General features: G+C 35.5%; 14 protein-coding genes, 2 pseudogenes, 1 riboswitch and 2 other annotated features. Of the genes and pseudogenes, 13 read left to right on the top strand and 3 right to left on the bottom strand.

Features of this window, described 5'->3' with window-relative positions:
- Positions 1–121 precede the first annotated feature (121 nt).
- From HNP81_RS17160 to HNP81_RS17195, 8 genes are all read left to right on the top strand, one after another.
- Positions 122–637: a hypothetical protein gene (locus HNP81_RS17160; RefSeq protein ID WP_182503407.1), complete on the top strand. Its 516-nt coding sequence runs from the start codon at positions 122–124 to the stop codon at positions 635–637.
- 376 nt (positions 638–1,013) lie between these two features.
- Complete coding sequence (locus HNP81_RS17165; protein ID WP_312859696.1) at positions 1,014–1,595, top strand: DUF3995 domain-containing protein; 582 nt, start codon at positions 1,014–1,016, stop codon at positions 1,593–1,595.
- A gap of 382 nt (positions 1,596–1,977) precedes the next feature.
- Positions 1,978–2,220: a binding site (T-box leader), on the top strand.
- Between the two features lie 70 nt (positions 2,221–2,290).
- Entirely contained in the window at positions 2,291–3,991 is a 1,701-nt protein-coding gene (locus HNP81_RS17170) for a 2-isopropylmalate synthase (RefSeq protein ID WP_182503408.1), read from the top strand.
- A 302-nt stretch (positions 3,992–4,293) separates the two neighbouring features.
- Positions 4,294–4,821, top strand: a complete 528-nt coding sequence (locus HNP81_RS17175; protein ID WP_182503409.1) for a GNAT family N-acetyltransferase — start codon at positions 4,294–4,296, stop codon at positions 4,819–4,821.
- 207 nt (positions 4,822–5,028) lie between these two features.
- Complete coding sequence (locus HNP81_RS17180) at positions 5,029–5,577, top strand: ribonuclease FAU-1 family protein (protein WP_312859699.1); 549 nt, start codon at positions 5,029–5,031, stop codon at positions 5,575–5,577.
- Between the two features lie 323 nt (positions 5,578–5,900).
- Complete coding sequence (locus HNP81_RS17185) at positions 5,901–6,692, top strand: hypothetical protein (protein ID WP_182503410.1); 792 nt, start codon at positions 5,901–5,903, stop codon at positions 6,690–6,692.
- Between the two features lie 461 nt (positions 6,693–7,153).
- Entirely contained in the window at positions 7,154–8,281 is a 1,128-nt protein-coding gene (gene solA, locus HNP81_RS17190; RefSeq protein ID WP_182503411.1) for an N-methyl-L-tryptophan oxidase, read from the top strand.
- A gap of 277 nt (positions 8,282–8,558) precedes the next feature.
- Positions 8,559–8,811: a binding site (T-box leader), on the top strand.
- Between the two features lie 70 nt (positions 8,812–8,881).
- Positions 8,882–9,706: an ATP-grasp domain-containing protein gene (locus HNP81_RS17195; RefSeq protein WP_182503412.1), complete on the top strand. Its 825-nt coding sequence runs from the start codon at positions 8,882–8,884 to the stop codon at positions 9,704–9,706.
- Positions 9,707–9,985: 279 nt separating this feature from the next.
- On the opposite strand, the gene HNP81_RS17200 is transcribed toward HNP81_RS17195, so the two are convergent.
- From HNP81_RS17200 to HNP81_RS17210, 3 genes and pseudogenes are all read right to left on the bottom strand, one after another.
- The gene (locus HNP81_RS17200; RefSeq protein WP_182503413.1) at positions 9,986–10,414 is read right to left on the bottom strand and encodes a hypothetical protein; all 429 of its coding nucleotides are present in this window, start codon (positions 10,412–10,414) and stop codon (positions 9,986–9,988) included.
- A gap of 316 nt (positions 10,415–10,730) precedes the next feature.
- Positions 10,731–10,941, bottom strand: a pseudogene (locus HNP81_RS17205) (helix-turn-helix domain-containing protein).
- A 13-nt stretch (positions 10,942–10,954) separates the two neighbouring features.
- Positions 10,955–11,539, bottom strand: coding sequence for a DUF2975 domain-containing protein (locus tag HNP81_RS17210; protein ID WP_220478617.1), 585 nt, complete (start codon positions 11,537–11,539; stop codon positions 10,955–10,957).
- A gap of 978 nt (positions 11,540–12,517) precedes the next feature.
- Here HNP81_RS17210 and ppsA point away from each other — a divergent pair.
- The 5 genes and pseudogenes from ppsA to HNP81_RS17235 all read left to right on the top strand — a co-directional run bounded on the left by ppsA (position 12,518) and on the right by HNP81_RS17235 (position 20,350).
- On the top strand, positions 12,518–15,133 hold the full coding sequence (gene ppsA, locus HNP81_RS17215; RefSeq protein ID WP_182503414.1) for a phosphoenolpyruvate synthase: 2,616 nt from the start codon (positions 12,518–12,520) through the stop codon (positions 15,131–15,133).
- A 587-nt stretch (positions 15,134–15,720) separates the two neighbouring features.
- A complete protein-coding gene (locus HNP81_RS17220) occupies positions 15,721–16,950 on the top strand; it encodes a YbfB/YjiJ family MFS transporter (protein ID WP_182503415.1) in 1,230 nt (409 codons plus the stop codon).
- Positions 16,951–17,550: 600 nt separating this feature from the next.
- Positions 17,551–17,871: pseudogene (locus tag HNP81_RS17225) on the top strand (helix-turn-helix domain-containing protein); the annotation flags it as partial.
- An 84-nt stretch (positions 17,872–17,955) separates the two neighbouring features.
- A riboswitch (TPP riboswitch) is annotated at positions 17,956–18,056 on the top strand.
- 148 nt (positions 18,057–18,204) lie between these two features.
- Positions 18,205–18,957, top strand: coding sequence for a 3-oxoacyl-ACP reductase (locus tag HNP81_RS17230; RefSeq protein WP_182503491.1), 753 nt, complete (start codon positions 18,205–18,207; stop codon positions 18,955–18,957).
- Between the two features lie 82 nt (positions 18,958–19,039).
- The gene (locus HNP81_RS17235; protein ID WP_182503416.1) at positions 19,040–20,350 is read left to right on the top strand and encodes an LLM class flavin-dependent oxidoreductase; all 1,311 of its coding nucleotides are present in this window, start codon (positions 19,040–19,042) and stop codon (positions 20,348–20,350) included.
- Positions 20,351–20,367: the final 17 nt, after the last annotated feature.

Below are 20,367 nucleotides of genomic sequence, written 5' to 3' on the forward strand. Positions count from 1 at the left end.
CACTGTAATATAAATTGAACCGCCGTATACGGAACCGTACGTACGGTGGTGTGAGAGGGGCGAAAATATATAAATTATCTTCCCCCTACTCGATTATAGGGCCATTTAATGGAGGACAAATATGATAGTCAAAGCAGAGGTAATAAATCAACCTTTTTCAGGAGAATACAAAGAAAGGGTCTATGATATTTCAAGTCCTTGGAACTCTCAAAGTTGGAGTTGGATAAAATTCACCAACGAAAATTCAACTGAATGGTGTGGGAATTTTAGAGGATTTCCAAGTGGAGTTGCAGTATCAAGTAAATATAATGCCGTTCTTGTCCTAACTTCTGATTATTTATTTAGACTTAACGCTAATAATGGAGAATTAATTGGATATGAAGACCAACCTCAATATCAACACATAACAGTTAGTCCTTCAGGAGAGTTTATAGTAGCTGATTATTATGATATTGAAATTATAAATTCAACATTAAATAAGAAAGTACTACTAGCTAGTCCAATAAAAATGGATAGAATAAAATTTCATAATTGGTATAACAATAGACTCTTAATAACTTGTGAAGAATTTTTAAACTGGGACAACAAAGTGGAATTGGAACTTGACGGTGTGACGTATGTAATAACAATAAAATGATCAGGTTCACATAAATAGCAAAAATAACCGTAGTTCAATTAAAAGGCGCTTATCCGTAGCAAAGATAAGTGCTCTTTTTCAATTTTTGGGTCATTCCGTTAAATAAGGCATATTGAGATAAAAGAGCAAGCAGAATAGTTCAATCATTTGCCTCCCTGAATATAAATATATAAAGAAGTAGTGGACTCTTTTTTGCACTTATAACTCTCATAATCGCTATTATTGTCGGTGTTCATTTTCTTCCATTGGTCCATCTTTTCCAAGTAAGAATTGGTTAATAGCCCAAAATTTTAAGTATCATAACGTAAGAAGTAGATTAAGTGTTAAGTACAAGTCTTACACAAAGGATCTTAGGATACTGTCGAGGTGATCGTTAGTGGATACGAATCTGTCGTCGAAACCAGCGCAATCAAAATCGTCCTTTTGGGCGGGGATCGCTGTTTTTGTATGGTCCATTGCTTATATGCTGCCACACCTATATTGGGCTTTAGGCGGAAGAATGGGGCTGTTCCTACTAAAACCCAGTGTGGCTGCATCTTCCCAGTTTCAACTAATTAATTGGGTTGCTACACCAATCTTTATTGCTGCAGGACTCGTAGGCATTGGTTTCATTTATATAGGCAATAATAAAATTCTGCGCTCGTTGTTGCTTTCCATATCTATGTTAGGGTGTTCGATAGCCACTGCTCATGGCATTTTTGGCATTGTTTATCGTGGCTTGCAAATTGCAGGTGTGATTGGCTTGGGGAATGAGACATACCATATCCACGATGATATGTACGTAGTGTGGGATATGGTCATGTTCGAACCGTGGTTTTTGATTGAGGGCATTTTACTTGCTATTGCAGGATGGTGTTTATTGAAAGGAGCGCGGAGCAGGAAAATTTGGCTTGCGGTGTGTATATTTGGCACGCTTGTTGGGTTGGTCACAGCGATGCTGGGTGTGCGATTTGCCTAGTTAATGTGTTAAAGATACCAAGTGATGAGCTACTGGGACTGTTATACTGAGGTAAATACCGTATGAGGGGCAATAAATCGGTGGTAAAGTTTTAAATTGTCTGAGGTTATTGAACAATCGGGCGCTTTCCTTGAATAATAAGTTTTGAAGCGGGCTAGATGTGTTGAATCTTTTCTAAAGTCTTTGGATTTTTATGTTTGAATATATATGGATTGTGAAAAGACATTCTTAAACTATGGTGCAGAAAACTAAAAAAAGAGTTTTAAAATATATGGGTTTATCTATTAAGGAAGTCAAATAAATTCATATTAATCTTTATTTTCGAAAAATTAAGTATTGACAACTTAAGTCTATCGATATATTATCGTATTTAATTAAATAACAACAAGCAAAGATTGGAATTAGTAAAAGGATTTATAATTTTGTAGAGAGCCGATGGTTGGTGAGAATCGGTAGTTATAGCCTTTGAACTCATCCATGAGCTACTCCCTGAACATAAGCAGTAGGGGATGTCGGTTTTCTACCGTTATGAAGATAGGTGGTGATTGCCACCGAAAATAAGTGGGTTAATTTTATTACGATTAATCAATTAGAGTGGTACCGCGAGCAATGCCTCGTCTCTATAAAAATATAGAGACGGGGCTTTTTTATTTTAAAATAATCTAATCATTATAAATGAAAAGGTGGGAATCAGGATGAAAAATGTCGATAAATATTCCAGAGGTTACTTTATGCCCCCAGTGCAAAGCTTGAAATGGGCAGAGAAGGAGTATATTACAGAAGCTCCTACCTGGTGTAGTGTGGATCTTCGCGATGGAAATCAAGCGTTGGTCGTCCCGATGAGTCTAGAGGAAAAGCTAGAATACTTTCAATTGCTTTTACAAGTAGGTTTCAAGGAAATCGAAGTAGGTTTTCCTGCTGCTTCGGAAACTGAATTTGCTTTTTTACGTACCTTAATTGAAGAAAATCTAATTCCAGATGATGTAACCATTCAAGTTTTAACACAGTCAAGAGAACATATTATCAAAAAAACTTTTGAGGCGTTACGGGGTGCGAATAAAGCTGTGGTGCATTTGTACAATTCCACATCTTTGGCGCAGCGTGAACAAGTATTTAGAAAATCGAAGGAAGAAATTATTGATATTGCTGTAACAGGAGCAAAAATGCTTAAGAAATATGCAGCTGAAACGGAAGGGAATTTTCAATTCCAATATTCCCCAGAAAGCTTTACGGGTACAGAAATGGAGTTTGCACTTGAAATTTGCAACAAGGTACTTGATATTTGGCAGCCGACAGCTGAGAACAAGGTTATTATCAACCTGCCAGATACGGTACAAATGTCTATGCCTCACGTTTACGCAAGTCAAATTGAGTATATGAGTGATCATCTGAGCTACCGAGATCATGTCATCCTATCTCTTCATCCACACAATGACAGAGGAACTGGGGTTGCAGCTGCCGAGCTAGGAATGCTTGCCGGGGCGCAAAGGGTCGAAGGAACGTTGTTCGGAAATGGAGAAAGAACAGGGAATGTGGACATCGTCACGCTTGCATTAAACATGTTTTCACATGGGGTGGATCCAAAGCTTAATTTTGAAAATATCCCTGCCATTATTTCCAAATATGAAAAATTAACAAGAATGAAGGTTCATGAAAGACACCCATACGGCGGTGAACTTGTCTTTACAGCATTTTCAGGTTCCCATCAAGATGCCATTGCAAAAGGGATGAAATGGCGCGATGAAGAAGTACGTCAATATTGGACTGTACCTTATCTAACAATTGATCCGTTGGATATAGGCAGAGAATACGAGGGAGATATCATCCGAATTAACAGTCAATCCGGTAAGGGGGGGATCGGTTTTATCCTTCAGCAAAGTTATGGAATCGATCTACCTGCCGAAATGCGTGAGAGCTTCGGATATAGTGTGAAAAATGTTTCAGATCGTCAGCACAAGGAACTTATGCCGAATGACATCTATGACATTTTCATCAATGAATATGTGAATGTTAACACTCCCATCGAATTTATCCGCTACAAATATACTCAAAATGATCATTACGAAACGATTGTATCGGTCCAGATGAATAATGAAGAACATGATTTTACCGGTGTGGGAAATGGTAGACTTGATGCGATTAGCAACGCTCTTCAAACACAACTGGGCCTCGACTATACAGATTTGGTTTATAAGCAGCATGCGCTAGAAATAGGCTCAGGATCAAATGCTGTATCTTATGTAGGAATTACCGTGAAGAATGATGCTGTATATTGGGGTTGCGGAATTGACACTGATATTATGACTTCCTCGGTAAAAGCTTTGTTTAGTGCCGTTAACAATATGGTATCCATCTTACAACTCCCTGTTGAAAAAGATTATATCTATTCAAAATAATAAATTAATTATGCTGATAATTCTAAATAATAGAATTATCGGCTTAATTATTGAAAAGTTAGTTCTTGTTCAAGAAACCAAGAGGAAATTTGCAGTTTTACAATTCCTTTGTTAAGCAATACCAGCTAATAGAAGCTTTTTGTTTATTACAGAAAAGGGCGTGATTCTTCAATAAAGAAGATCGCTTTTTTTCGTTATAGGGCCATTTAATTGAATAAAGAGATTGTGGAATTTATGGTGATTTGAAATAATTGTTATTAAATAAATGTCAAAATTAAGAACTAAATAAAGGGAGAGATTAAATGTTTCCTACATTAGAAACAGACAGACTAGTATTACGAGAATTAACATATGAAGATGCAGAAGGCATTTTTGCTTGTTTTTCTAACAATGATGTAACACGTTTTTACGGACAAGAAACATTAAAAAGTATTGAAGAAGCAGAAAAATTCGTAGATTTCTTCTCAAGAAACTATTATGAAAAAAGAGGTATACGATGGGGGATTGAGCGAAAAGAAACCACAGGCATAATTGGAACAATTGGCTTCAATGCTTGGTCACCAAAACATAAACGAGCTGAAATTGGTTACGAAATTCATCCAGAACAGTGGAGAAAAGGATACACTTCAGAAGCTGTATCTAAAGTTCTTTCATATGGCTTTGATGTGATGGGTTTAACCCGTATAGGTGCCGTTGTATTTATTGAAAATGAAGCATCGAATAAATTATTAGAAAAAGTAGGTTTTCAAAAAGAGGGAGTTTTAAGGGATTATATGTACCAAGATGGAAATGCATATAATACATATGTTTATTCCCTCCTTAGGAAGTAATCTTCCATATAATGAAGCTTTTCTTTAACATCTGTGGAGCCTATATCCTACAAATAAACTTCCGTTATAGGGCCATTTAATAGAATAAAATAATGGTTTATCAGCGATGTACGATTAAGAAAGGGAAAGGATAAATCTATGTTATGATTAATAAAGACAATTGTTATGGGAAGGAACATTAGCTAGGAAGGAGAAACTAAAACAGTGGTGAATTTAAGTTTTCCAACTATTCAAAGTGGCGATAAAATAATTGAAAGAAAAATACGGTACGACTCCGTAGTTGTAGAATATAGCTGTAAGCTGTTAAAAGTACAAAATCAAAATGTAGTGCTTTTCCATATCATACAAGAATCCTTTACGATGATAGCAAACCAAACCACATTAATTATTCCTAAAGGTAGCTATACAATCGCATATTACTGGAAAGATCGTCCATATAATTTATACATCTGGAGAGATAATAAAGGGAAGTATTTAGGCTCCTATTTTAATATTGTAAAAAATACATATTTAACCGATAAATTGGTATCCTTTGAGGATTTGATTATTGATATTATGGTTCTTCCTAATGGAGACTATTTTATTTTAGATGAGGATGAGTTACCTGAGCCATTGGATCAATTTGAGAATGGGTCAGTCCTACAAGCGCTAAACTCATTAACGGATTCCATTGATATTCTTCTTTCTCAAATTATTTCAGAAACTGAAAATACCTATAAACATGAAGAAGTTCTTCCTTGGTTGAACAACAGATAACATTTATGAAAGTTTGTTTTAATACTTTGAATTACCACAATCGGGCGCGATTCTTCAATAAAGAAGATCGCTTTTTTTCGTTATAGGGCCATTTAACAGAATAAGCCTTTGGGGATATTCCTAGTAACAGGGGATGCGCCTTGTTCCACAATGGACAGCCAACACAACACCGCATGTATTTTGTGCTAAATGTAGCTTTCCTGACTAAAAGAAGTTTAGGAAAAAGGAAAAAAGGGAAAATCTGTTTATGGAATTAAACTGAAAATAGTATAGAAAATTCATAAACTAAAAGGTGAGAAATAAAAAAGAAAAGAGGAAGTGCGATGAAAAAACTAATAATACTAACTTTTATTATTGTGGTAATGACTGCTTGTGGAAATGAAGACGAAACAGTGTTACAAACGCAAAATAAAGAACAAATAGTAAACGATGTTGAAGTAGCTAATGGTCAGACGGAAGAACAAGGTACAGAAAATGAAGAACGTGTTGAAACAAATACAAATGGAGCAAGTGAAAGCGATACAGATCCAAGAAGTTTCCAAAGCATTATTCCAAGTGAATGGGACATTACGTTACCTACAGATTTCTTTGTCACACAAGGAAAATATTTAACTGCTATCGCATCTTCACAACAGGATGTAGTAACTTTTGAATTTTATGAAACAGAAAGAGAACTAGCTATAAACGATCCGAATATAAAAAAAACTGGGCAAATAATTGGGCATTTAGTAATTACTAAATATGCAACGGCAGAAGCAGCAAGTGAAGAAATAGATAAAACCGTTTTCACTGATGGTGAAACTGTTAATTTAGGTCATGGCATAACTGGGTATCAAGATGCAGGAGCGGGCTCATTATTTACAAGTTGGAATGAAGGACGCTGGGCCATTATCGCACGTTCAACAACAGAAAAATTAGAAGAAAGCTTAGCGACAGCAAAAGAAACTGTAGAATTTTTGGAAACGAATAGGATACCAATTCCAAAGCAGTATGGGCATTTGCATATTGATACAGAACATAAAGGTAGCCTTGCAAAATGGCAAAAACAAAACTTAGTTTATACTCTAACAGATTTTGGTGACAAAACACTCAATTGGCTTGTAACTTTTAAATAAATGGTATGAGATATTTCTCATACCACTTTTGTTTTTAAAATTCTTCTTTATAAGATAATATATTCTGCAATAATTCACAATTACATGTGCATGGTTATACAGATTATAATGGTAGTCCATAAATTCACGAGTTTTGTAACAAAAAATAAACCCTATCGTAACTACAAGATCAAGAGTTAACTATTTTTTCAGCACTGTTAAGTGAGAAAAAAGTTGTTTAATATAAATAAAGTTGTATAAAAGGATGTGAGTCATTCTATTCAACAATCAGACCATATTGTGGAGGAGCATTTTAAAAGAAAATTGGATATTTATCGATGAGATTGTGAGGATTGTACTTAAGCTAAACGAAGCAGGTTAGCGTGATTGTTAAGTGTTAGAATATTAGTTAAAATAAGAAAATATTACCCAATACTTAAGACTTTAGTTGTAGGGGATTTATTTACGAGGGGGAACGTACTATGCATTATGACGTAATTGTAATTGGAGCAGGTTCGATGGGGATGGCGGCAGGTTATTTTTTATCAAAGAGTGGGAAAAGAACTTTATTAGTAGATTCCTTTAGCCCGCCCCATAACAAAGGGAGTCATCACGGTGACACTAGAATCATTCGACATGCGTATGGTGAAGGTGAAGAATACGTTCCGTTGGCGCTCAAGGCTCAAAAATTATGGAACGAATTAGAGAAAGTGACGGGAAAACAATTATTTCTCCCAACCGGAGTTCTAAACGCGGGCCATGAAAAAACGGATTTTATTCAGAATATCATCTCAAGTTCAAAAGCCTATTCATTGCCACTTGAGGTTTTAGATTCAATTGAAGTGAATAAGCGTTGGCCGGGCATCACTTTACCAAACAAGTATATTGGCTGCTTTGAACCAACATCAGGAGTGCTGAAATGTGAGGAATGCATTGAAGCCTATCGAGAACTTGCAGAGCGACACGGAGCTACCATCTTAACCAATAGTAAAGTGAGAGAATTATCGGTTCATGATAAAAGAGTTACCATCAAAACCGAGGGTCAAACTTTTAACGCAGATGCGTTAGTAGTTTCAGCAGGAGCATGGTCAGGAAGTCTCCTTTCCATGTTAGATTTAAATCTCCCTCTAAATCCAGTAAGAAAAACATTTGCTTGGTTTGATGTCAATGAAGATTTGTATAATCATAAGGATTTTCCAGCCTTTACGTTTGAGACATCTCAAGGACAATATTATGGTTTTCCAAGCATCAATGGTTCCGGATTAAAAGTAGGCCGACATGATGGAGGAGAAACAATCAATCCAGATGAAGCCATCCTAGGATTTGGTGAACTAGAGAAAGACGAGACAGATTTAAGACAATTTTTACATCACTATATGCCTTCTACACAACAATTGAAGTACGGTAAAACCTGTATGTATACACTGACTCCTGATGAAGATTTCATTATCGATTTGCATCCTAACTATTCAAACGTTGCCATTGCATCAGGCTTCTCAGGACATGGCTTTAAATTTAGCAGTGTAGTTGGTCAGATTTTAAGTGAATTGATTATTTCAGGGAAGACAGAACAAAACATTTCTCCTTTTTCAATCAATCGATTTAAATAAACTTCTTTAACTAACGGAGTGCTTTAGCTTAGGATCGGAGCAGTCTTTAACAGGCAGCTTTTTTTTATGCAACTATCTGGGCAGTATAGTTGAAGAATCGTCTTTAGCTCTTATTCAACAATCGGGGTAGTTTGTGGAGCAACACATCTAAAGGTAATTGGATATTAAAGTGTTGAAGCAAATAATTGTATAAAGAAATTCAATAAACCTCCTTAAATAACCATTTGCCTTTTTTTCTGAATAAATATATAATAACGTCTAATTATTCGAATTTGATTTAAATTCTATGAAGAGAAAGAGTACGTTATTGTTTCTGTTCCAAAGAGAGCTGGTGTTTTGCTGAAAACCAGTATTCAGATAATAACCGAAAATCATCTCCGAGAAGTAAAGCCGAATGTTTAGTAAGCTTTATCGGTTTCCTCCGTTACAAGGGACAACGTATGATTGTACGTTTGTAAAGGGTAGTAAAGTGTTATTCAAACATTTTATTAAACAAGAGTGGTACCGCGAGTTTCAATCTCGTCTCTTACTGAGACGGGATTTTTTTGTTTTTTGGGATGTTTTTACAATAAAAATTTAAGAAAAGCAGGTGAAGGCGTAATGCAGACGCTACTATTTGTAACAGATTTATATTATGAAGCAAAAGGAAGAAACTATTATGAAGAGGATTTTTTTCTAACTTCTAAACTTAGAGAAGCCTTTAATTTGGTCATCTGTCATCCTGAAGATATTGAAGCATTTGAAGATCATGCTGATTTAATTGTTTTCCGAAATGCAGGTATAGTCGCAAATTTTAAAGACAAATATGAAGCATTCCGCAACCGAATTGTTTCTAAACATTTAAACACATATAATTCGTTTGATGGGAAGGCTGATATGAACGGAAAAGAATATTTAATTGAACTAACAAATGCTAATTTTCCTGTTATTCCAACGATTGATACCCTTGATTCCCTAAATAAACTCCCTAGCGTAGACAGGTATATCGTAAAGCCGAAAGATGGAGCAGACTCTATCGGGATGGAATTTGTTACAAAAGATGAACTGAGTGAAAAAGTTAATTCAGAATCGAAAAATACATTGGTACAACCATTTATCAATTTTGAATATGAAGTCTCATTTTATTTTATCGACAAAGAATTTCAGTATGCTCTTTATGCACCAGATAAAGATAAAAGATGGGAATTGAAAGAGTATGTACCTATGGAAGAAGATTTAGCTTTTGCTAAACGTTTCATCGACTGGAATAATCTTGACTGGGGAATTCAACGAGTAGATGCCTGTAAAAGCAAACAAGGGGAGCTTTTATTAGTCGAATTAGAAGATTTAAATCCCTATCTTTCCTTATTAGAATTATCTGAAGAGACACGTCAGAACTTTGTAGAAGCAATGAAAAAATCAGTACAAAAAGCTCTTCAGATTTAAATTTTTACTGTTCTTATAGAACTATACCAGGCTAATATAAGTACCTTAGTTATTCCATTGTAGGGTGCTTTTCTTTAATAAGAGGGCGTCTTTTGGTAATGCCTCAACACATTTAAGAGATTAGAGCTTGTTAGGATAAAGAAAAGATCGTGAAGATTTCTACTTAAACTTTAGGGTGGTTTACTACAATAAGGAGTAGGACCACTAATGTGTTCTCATCCTAATGGAGAAATATGTTTCAATAATTTTTCATTAGGATGGGAATTAAATAACTATAAACTAATCTTTTTTAACTGTATATCTAACTTGTTTAAAGGTTACTATGTCTCCATTTTCAGTATCATCTTTAGTTTGCATAAGTTGAACTTTTGGCTTGTAGTCCGTCCTATGAGCATCTTTGATACCCATAATGTTAAGTTTGTAGGATTCATCATTTTTTATTTTTTGTTCAAATACTTTTTTATTGGCAACAACGATAAAGGTCATTTTATTTTCATCAATTCCCTCAGTTATAAATTCTAATTGATTATCTTTTGTTGTAATTGTTGGTGTTAATAATTCAATACTTCCGTTTCCAGTTTCTTGTTTAATAGCAATTTCATAAACAGCTCTATCACTTGAATCTAAAGAATTTTCTATTATACCGGAACATCCGGATAACGTGATACCAGCAAATAGAATAAAACTTAATCCAATTATCTTTTTCATAAGAACATCCCCCAAAAAAATTTCGATTACGTCAGTCGTCAGCAAGGGAATGAATTGTCATTCCTAACCCGTTAGCGTAGAACATAACAACTCCCATGAAAGAAAGTAATAATCTTTCATTTTCTGTAGTGTAGTGTTGATTTTGCGCTACATGGATGGCTAACGGGGGCTTTACTTGAAGATCCTTGAGCTGTTTAGACAGCTCTTTTTTTCTTATTGTGTTAACGAAGCAGTTTAGTTGAAGAGTGTTATTTATCTTGTGTTCAACGGGCCATATTGCGGAATAGTTGAAAACTGACATATAACAATTGTTTTGTTATATGTCAGTTTTTTCTTCATATTCGAGTATATCACCAGGCTGACAATTTAATGTCTGGCAGATTTTTTCTAATGTGGCAAAGCGAATACCACGCTTTACCTGTTTTTAGTATTGATAAGTTAACTTGGGTAATTCTAATTTTTTCTGCTAACGCTTTTGTAGAAATTTTTCTTTCTAGCATTACTCGATCTAGATTGATTTTTATCATAGGGATTTCCCACCTAAATCACATTGTTAGAATCGTCTTGTAAAGATATGCCGTATTTTAAAACCACATAAAGCGTATAAACGATGGATAACAAAAGAATGTTTCCTATTAAACTTGGCCAAGAATCTGGAAAAATATCACTAACATTGTACACATGTACTTGCGCAAATAAGAGCTGACTAATGAAGTTCAAAACGGTAAAGCTAGTGATCGAGATTAAGATTAGTTTTAGGTATTTAAGATTTCGAGAAACAAAGAAGTGTTGTTCGTAAATATTACCAATTATCTTGTGTAGAGCGTACATAATGATAAACAAACAAGTAATAATTGCTAGCGCGACTAAGCAAGAAAGTACTAAAAACCATACTGATAGATTTGTGTTTGAGTTTAAATCTGCATACTGTAGCAATTGTTTTTTGACTCCGGTTGGTACTAACAATAAAGATCCAGACGCAAATAATAGCACTAATCCAACAAAGGCACATAAAACTTGAGCAATTAGCGACATAATTGATAAAAATTTTAGAACAGTCTTGGTAAAAAGATCTATTGGAAATCTCCTCCCTATTTTACATATTATACTAAAGAAGTAAAACATTATCGTCAAACGATAATGTTTTTAATGATTTTTTTCAAGGAGATTGATTCCTGAACTATAGCTTTAATATTTAGTTTGATCAAAACAATTCAAAAGTTTGGTGGTGTTCAAAATGAAAGATGGGCGAGGGCGGCTGGAAAGAAATCTTCCATAACTAAAACGATTGAAAATAGCCGTAATAATAGATTTGTTGATCCAACATAGCTTCCACAAACGGGAGTATTCAAGTTTCGTGCATTGCAACGTTTATATCACTCTTTGTGAGTGTCATTAATTATTTAGTAGCGTATTCGATAGGAAAAACGCGTATAACTGATGCGATTTTTAATAATCTTTATGTAAAGTATTTGGTTTACCTGACAGTTTTGTTCCTGGGGCTAACAATTCTCCTGTTAGTCTTTTTAATACTAAAACCTAAGAATAAGCAATTATATATAACCAATCAAGGTAGTGAATATACTAATACATATGCTTACCCAAATACGAGTGGGAATGGCCCGGTTGATGAATATGTGAATATACGCATAAAGAAAACTGAGTTATCCAAATTTCAGCAATAGGACTGGAATAAGGTAGAGTGAAGATGTTTAATATATCCTATTGTTGTCTTTTCAAGTATGCAATGCTAAAGGCTTCCGATGGGAGGCTTTTTTTCTTGTTTTACTAACGGTGCTGGTTAGTTTAATAATAGCTCTAATCTCATATTAATATTAGGAATTTTTATATTTTAGGGGAAGTAAACAAAATAAATGGAAAAAAGTTGATTTTAATCATATTCATATCGTGGTTTAAAAAATATATGAACTGCTTTCGAGGGGATGATCAGGGGCATCAGCTTACTTTATGGTAGCGTCTAGCTATTTTTTTGAACTCTTCCTAATTTAATTATAACATTTAAAAAATGGTTAATATAGACTTATTATTCTCATTTACTACTGCTAAAATCAATAGAACATTAATGGTTAGGAGAGATGTAGAATGAGTTCTTTGGTTCTCGGTTTTCAGGAGATAGAAAAAACACAGCTTTTGCTCGTTGGAGGAAAAGGGTTAAATTTAGGGAAATTATCAAAAATTGATGGAATACAAGTACCAGAAGGATTTTGTATTACAACAGTTGGATATCAAAAAGCCATCGAACTAAACAAAACGTATTTTGCTTTGTTGGATCAGCTAAGAATGCTAAAAGTAGAGGATCGTGATCAAATTGGTGAAATCAGCAGGAAGATTCGACAAATTATTATAGAAGTAGAAATTCCTTCCGATGTTGTGAAAGCAGTTGCTGACTATCTCACCCAATTTGGCGATGAACATGCTTATGCTGTGCGTTCTAGTGCGACCGCTGAAGATTTGCCACATGCCTCTTTTGCTGGTCAACAAGACACCTATTTAAATATCATCGGAAAAGAAGCCATCTTGCAGCATATCAGAAAATGTTGGGCTTCTCTATTTACAGATCGGGCGGTAATATACCGAATACAAAATAGATTTGACCACAGACAAGTTTATTTATCCGTTATCGTTCAAAGGATGGTTTTCCCACAGGCTTCAGGGATTTTATTTACCGCTGATCCGATTACCTCTAACCGAAAGTTACTATCAATCGCTGCCAGTTTTGGGCTTGGAGAAGCACTGGTCTCCGGCTTGGTATCTGCCGATTGTTATAAAGTGCAGGAAGATAAAATCGTCGATAAGATGATAGCAGCTAAAAAATTGGCTATCTATGGACTAAAAGAGGGCGGAACAGAGACACAGCAGATCGATCCTGATCAGCAAAAAGCTCAAACACTTACTGAACTTCAAATATTACAACTAGCTCAGATAGGAAGACAGATCGAATCTTATTTTGGTTGTCCACAAGATATCGAATGGTGTTTGGTTGATGATACATTTTATATTGTCCAGAGTCGGCCAATCACTACTTTATACCCGATCCCTGAAGCGAATGATCAAGAAAATCACGTTTACGTATCTGTCGGTCATCAACAAATGATGACCGAAACCATGAAACCACTGGGATTGTCTTTTTTCCTGTTAACGACTCCTGCACCAATGCGTAAAGCTGGTGGAAGGTTGTTTGTTGATATCACACATAATTTGGTTACACCTGTTAGCAGAGAAATTTTATTAGATACCCTGGGACAATCCGATCCGCTCATCAAAGACGCACTTATGACCATAATAGAGCGAGGAGATTTTATAAATTCGTTACCAAACGATAAAAAAGAACTGAGTCCCAGTAAAAGCAATAAAGGTATGTCGTCTGCAGGTTTTCAAGCACAAATCGAAAACGATCCGACAATCGTTTCTGATTTGATTAAGAGTAGTCAAACATCGATAGAAGAGTTAAAACAAAACATCCAAACGAAATCAGGATCTGAATTATTTGATTTTATTCTAGAAGATATCCAGCAATTAAAGAAGATTTTATTTGACCCACAAAGTTTGGGTGTGATTATGGCGGCACAGGATGCTTCATCATGGATCAATGAAAATATGAACAAGTGGTTAGGTGAAAAAAACGTAGCAGATATGCTTTCTCAATCCGTACCAAACAATATTACTTCGAAAATGGGTCTTGCGCTATTGGATGTCGCAGATGTGATTCGTCCTCATCCAGAAATAATTGATTTTTTACAACATGTAAAAGATGATAACTTTTTGGATGAACTGGTTAAGTTTGATGGTGGACAGGAAATCCAAGACGCAATAATAGCTTTTCTCAGCAAATACGGAATGCGATGTACCGGAGAAATCGATATGACTAAAACTCGTTGGAGAGAAAAACCAACTACACTTGTCCCTATGATTCTCAATAACATCAAAAACTTTGAGCCTAATGCAAGCAATCGGAAATTTGAGCAGGGGCGGCAAGTTGCTTTGAAAAAAGAACAAGAGTTATTAGATCGATTGAAGAAATTTCCGGATGGTGAACAAAAAGCCAGAGAAACAAAACGAATGATCGACCTAATCCGGAATTTCAGCGGGTTTAGGGAATATCCAAAATACGGCATGATTAATCGCTACTTCGTATATAAGCAGGCTTTACTGAAAGAAGCCGAACAACTCGTACAAGCCAACGTTATTCATGAAAAAGAAGATATATACTATCTCACATTTGAAGAACTTCACGAAGTCATATCCACAAATAAACTAGATTACCAGATCATCAGCAAACGAAAAGACGAGTACAAATTATATGACAAACTAACTCCGCCACGTGTAATCACGTCTGATGGTGAAATCATTGTAGGGGAGTACAAACGAGAAAATCTCCCAGCCGAAGCTATTGTAGGTCTACCTGTTTCTTCCGGTGTTATAGAGGGACGAGCACGTGTCATCTTAAACATAGAAGATGCTGATCTAGAGGATGGAGATATATTAGTCACCTCCTTTACTGACCCTAGCTGGACACCATTGTTTGTATCCATAAAAGGCCTAGTCACCGAAGTTGGTGGACTGATGACCCATGGAGCAGTTATCGCACGTGAATATGGCTTACCAGCAATTGTTGGGGTGGAAAATGCCACCAATCTGATAAAAGATGGGCAACGAATTCGCGTGCATGGAACAGAAGGGTTTATCGAAATATTGTAATTGCTGAATACGTCCAGATTTAATTAGTAGCACCGCTTCAGTGGCAAACATTAGTCATCTATTATTAAGATTGTAATGAGTATATCAGTGGTCTTGTAAAAATCGGCGAAATCACAGAGGGAGTCGAAATATTAGAAAACGATCCAGGAAATATCGAAATAACGATTGATATTGAAGAGAGGTGATTAATAAAAATGGACATGAAAGATTTTATAGTTTTTTGTAAAAGTGGCAACCCCATTTCGGGTGAGGATAAAGAATTGCATGTACTATTAACTCAATGTAGCTTTGAAATCCAATGCGAGCCATTCTATACAACAATTAGGCCATTTAACATTCATTATTTGGAATTATTTTTATCGCAGATTAACAATGTAATTATGCAGTTAATACAAAATATGATGACTAATAGCATAAACTTTGTAATTAAACTCCAATTTAAATGTTTACACAATAGAGTTATGTTAGAAAAAAGAATTTCTATTATCTAAATATTTAAAAATATTTTACTCTTTATTTTTAAAATTAAACGGTTAGAGCCTAAAACAATTATATACGTGCAAACACGAATAGATTTGAGGTGTTAAATGATTGGTGATAACCTGAAAATTTGGAAATATGCTTTTGCAAGCATAATGGTTACGATAAGTGTTCAAGGTTTTGGGAGAATGTCTTATGGTATTTTGATGCCATTTATGAAAAAAAGTTTATCGCTTACATATGCACAGGCTGGTCTGTTAGGGACGGCAACATCAATCGGCTATTTAGGGATGGTTCTTTTTGCCGGTATTTTAGCATCGAAGTGGGGATCGAAGAAATTAGTCATTCTCGGGACATTGCTTGTTGCCTTTGGGCTATTTTTCATTTCGATGATACAAAGTTATCTTGCTTGTTTGGCAGGAATGGCGCTACTTGGAATCGGAACGGCGTTTGCATATACGCCACTAGTTAATATTGTTGTTGGTTGGTTTCCGAAGCATAGAGGGCTGATGATCGGATTTCTTCTCTGTGGATTAGGCTTGGGAACTGTTATATCAAGCTTGTTCATCCCGTATTTTACCGCATGGTTTTCAAATAATGGCTGGCGCATCCTGTGGATTTTATATGGGATAATCTCCTTGCTGTCTGTCGTTTGTGCCTACTTTATCCTGCGGGATCCTCCCGTTCCTTTACGCAAGAAGGCTCAAAAAAGCGGATCCTTAATCCGTGAAGTCTATTTGCATAAAGGGGTCCTTACTGTAGCAATTATTTATGGATTGATTGGCTTTGCTTATTTAATCCCGCAAAGCTTCTTATTCAGTTTTATGTTAGAGGCGAATCTTGACCGCTATTCTGCTGGCCGGATTATGGCGTTAGGCGGTTTTATCTCGATATTTAGCGGACCAATATGGGGCGCGGTTTCAGATAAAATCGGCCGGAAGAAATCGCTGCTTATTACACTGTTTATTGGAGCTGTTTCGATGGTGTTTCCAGTCATTTATCCAGAATATATTGGCTTTGGCATCAGCCAGATTCTTTGGGGCAGTACAATTGTCGGCATGCTTTCACTTATTCTGGCGCTTTCAACAGAGCAGATTCATCAATCATACGCTCCGATCGCATTAGGCTACGCTACGGTCTTTTTTGCCGTTGGACAGCTGGCAGGTCCCGGACTTGGCGGCTGGATGATTGACCATATGGGAGGCATACCGTCTGCATTACTGCTTTGCTGCGGACTTTTGCTTTTAGGATTCATTCTATCTATGCAATTGAAAAAAGATGTGGTTAATGAACAGGCTGCACTTGAAAAAAATCGATGGAATGTTAATTCTAAATAGATAATTTTTTGGAAAGAGGATGAAATTAAAGACCAAATCGCAAATGTGATTTGGTCTTTAATTACTTCTACAAGGCCAGCCTTCCTGTAATGAGTTGTTCCACAGTCGGGCGCTATTGTTTAATAAAATATAGATTTTTTAACGACTTTATAGTTATATTTTTTAGTTTAGTGAAGAATCTTACATCAAAATAAAACAACTATATTTTTACCTCGTTTAAATTTAGAACGGGGTAACAAACATCTGCATAATCTCAACAAATAAGCAGCATTATGGAAGAAGTAGCCTTTCTGTTCTATTCAAAGGACGTGAATTAAATATACAGTTTGATCATTTAAAATTTGTTTGTTGTAAATGGACAAGAAATTGATTGAGAAATGCGAGTCATCTATTCAATAATCGGGCCATTTTCTGGAATAAAGAGAAGGGGTTATTAGGAAGTGAAAGAAGCTCTAAGTTATTCGATTAAGGGTCTAGTTAATGAAAAAAGAAGTAGATGTAAACGCTAGGCTGAATTTTACACTTTTGCTTCATCAATTTAAAACTCTAGTAAACTAATAATAATTGTTATTTTATTGAGGGGAGGATTTTGGAGGAGAAATTTATGTTGTATTACAGATACATCAATTGTATGTGCAAAAGTTTAGAAAGTCACAAATCGCAAAAGAACTTAAAGTGTCACGATCTACGATCTATAAATACTTACAGATGACATTTGAGGAGACTAAAAAACTTTTAGAAGGCCCTCATCGAAAACCTAGAAAGTTAGCATCTTATCGAGACTGGATTATTGCCTGGCTGGAAGAGTATCCGCACCTTAGTGCAGCAAAAATCAGAGATTGGCTCCTGAAGCGTTATCCTGACTTGGTGATTGGGGAAAGTACTGTCAGAACATATGTGAAAGAAATGCGTGAGATCCATATAACAAAGTTATAGAAATACTTTAACTAGCCATATTTACTTGACAGAAATTTCTTAAAACTATAACATTGAATATAACTTAAATATATGCACTAGGGGTGTTATTTAACTGAGATGAGGATTACCTCAAACCCTTTGAACCTGAACTAGCTGATACTAGCGTAGGAAAGTGTAAACTCTAATACATACTTAAAGAGCGATTGTGACTTATTCTTGCTATGTAGTTATTTGTTTTTACGCAACTTTCCTATGGGAAGGTTGCGTATTTTTTATTTTATCTATCATTTTATTATTTAAGTTTCATCAAAATTAAAAAACATAGGAGTTGTAATGATGAATAGAACAGTATTAGTAACTGGTAGTAGTAGAGGTTTAGGAGCAATTATTGTAAAGACATTGGCACAACAAGGATTTCAAGTGGTAATCAATTACTATAAAAGCAAAGATGCTGCTGAGAAGCTCGTTTCTGAGATTGGTGAAGAGAATGCTATTGCAATTCGGGCTGATGTAACAAATCGTAAAGAAGTAGATAACTTGATAAAAAAAGCAACGGAATATTTTGGTCAAATTGATGTTGTAGTCAACAATGCATTAGTAGACTTCAAATTTGATCCAAACAAACAGAAACCCTTCACAGAACTCACTTGGGATGATTATCAAAAACAACTAGATGGTACTTTAAAAGCATCATTTAATGTAGTTCAAAGCGTCATACCTCAATTTATTGAGCGGCAAAATGGGAGTATTATAGGTATAGGTACTAATTTATATCAAAATCCTGTTGTACCCTACCACGAATATACAACAGCTAAAGCTGGATTAATCGGTTTTACACGTAATATCGCTTCTGAATTGGGTATATATGGTATAAAAGCGAATGTAGTTTCAGGTGGATTATTAAAAACGACTGACGCAAGTGCTGTTACAACACCAGAAGTATTCGATTTAATTGCTCAATCAACGCCATTGAAGAAGGTGACCACACCTCAAGATGTAGCCAACATGGTCGCTTATTTATCTTCGGAAAATGCGAACGGTATTACAGGTCAAAATTTCACAGTAGATGGCGGTTTGACCATGAACTAATAGCTTAAATTAACATAGATAATCCTTCAAAAAAAGGAGTATACAAGTCAATTAATAATGATGTATTTTGAGGTGTAAACAAATGACAAAAACTAAAGAAAAACAACTGCACCTTGGTGTTTTGCTGTATGGTTGTGGACACCATAAAGCTGCTTGGTCAATGCCTGACTCAAGCGTTGAACGTATTGGAGACATTTCTTATTACCAATCCTTAGCACAGTTAGCAGAAAAGGGTTACTTTGACGCAGTATTCTTTGCTGATAATCAATCATTTCAAGGTAAAGATTCTAGTGATATGCCAGCATTTTGGTTTGATCCAGTAGTCAATTTAACTGCTATTTCTCAAGTGACAAATCATGTGGGATTAGTTTCAACAATTTCAAGTACTTTTTCTAATCCTTTCACAGCTTCACGACAACTATTAAGTTTAGACCATATTACAAAAGGACGTGTTGGTTGGAATCTCGTTACGTCAATGACTGATTTAGAGGCGTTAAATCATAGTATGGAAGAACTACCTTCTCATGACAAACGCTATGAGAAGGCAGATGAATTTGCTGCTTTAATGAATAAGTTATTTCTTTCATGGGACAGTAATGAGTTTCTACATCATCGAGAAGAAAGAAAATTGATAAATCCTTCAAACATTCAGCCTTTTAATCACATTGGTACCTATTTTAAAGTGTATGGCCCATCCACTACGCCAAAAAGTCCGCAAGGTAAACCAGTATCAATGCAAGCAGGAGCATCTAAACAAGGCATTGCATTAGCCGCAAAATATGCCGATGCAGTCTATTCAGTGTCGTGGAACTTAAAGCAAGCAAAAAAATTTCGTGAAAAATTAGATGAACAAGTTAAACAAAGCGAAGACAGCGATAGACATATTAAAGTATTTCCAGGCTTAGTAACCTATGTAGGTCATACTCATGAAGAGGCTTTAGCCAAAAAAGCAGCATTAGATGAGCAATTACCTCTTGAAACAGCTTTAAAACAGTTGAGTTTCTTTATTCAACAAGACTGTTCTAAGTGGGAAATTGATAAAGAAGTACCTCAATTACCCCCAGTAGAAGAATTTACTGGTCCAGTTGGACGTTACGAAACGATACTAGAAATTATTAATGATACACAACCTACAGTAAGAGAATTATTAGGATATCTTAATGCAGGCGGTGGACATCACACGCTGATAGGTACACCCGACGAAATTGTGGATCAGATGGAAGTCTGGTTTGAAGCTGGTGTGGCTGACGGATTTAATCTTATGCCTCCTACATTACCCGGTAGTTTAGAAGACTTTGTTGAACTAATTGTTCCTGAAATGCAAAAAAGAGGTATTTTCAGAAAGAAATATGAAGGTCATACCTTCCGTGAACATTTAGGATTAACATACTAAATTATTATAAAATGACT

This window comes from Peribacillus huizhouensis (genome assembly GCF_014138605.1).
GTDB lineage: Bacteria > Bacillota > Bacilli > Bacillales > DSM-1321 > Peribacillus > Peribacillus huizhouensis.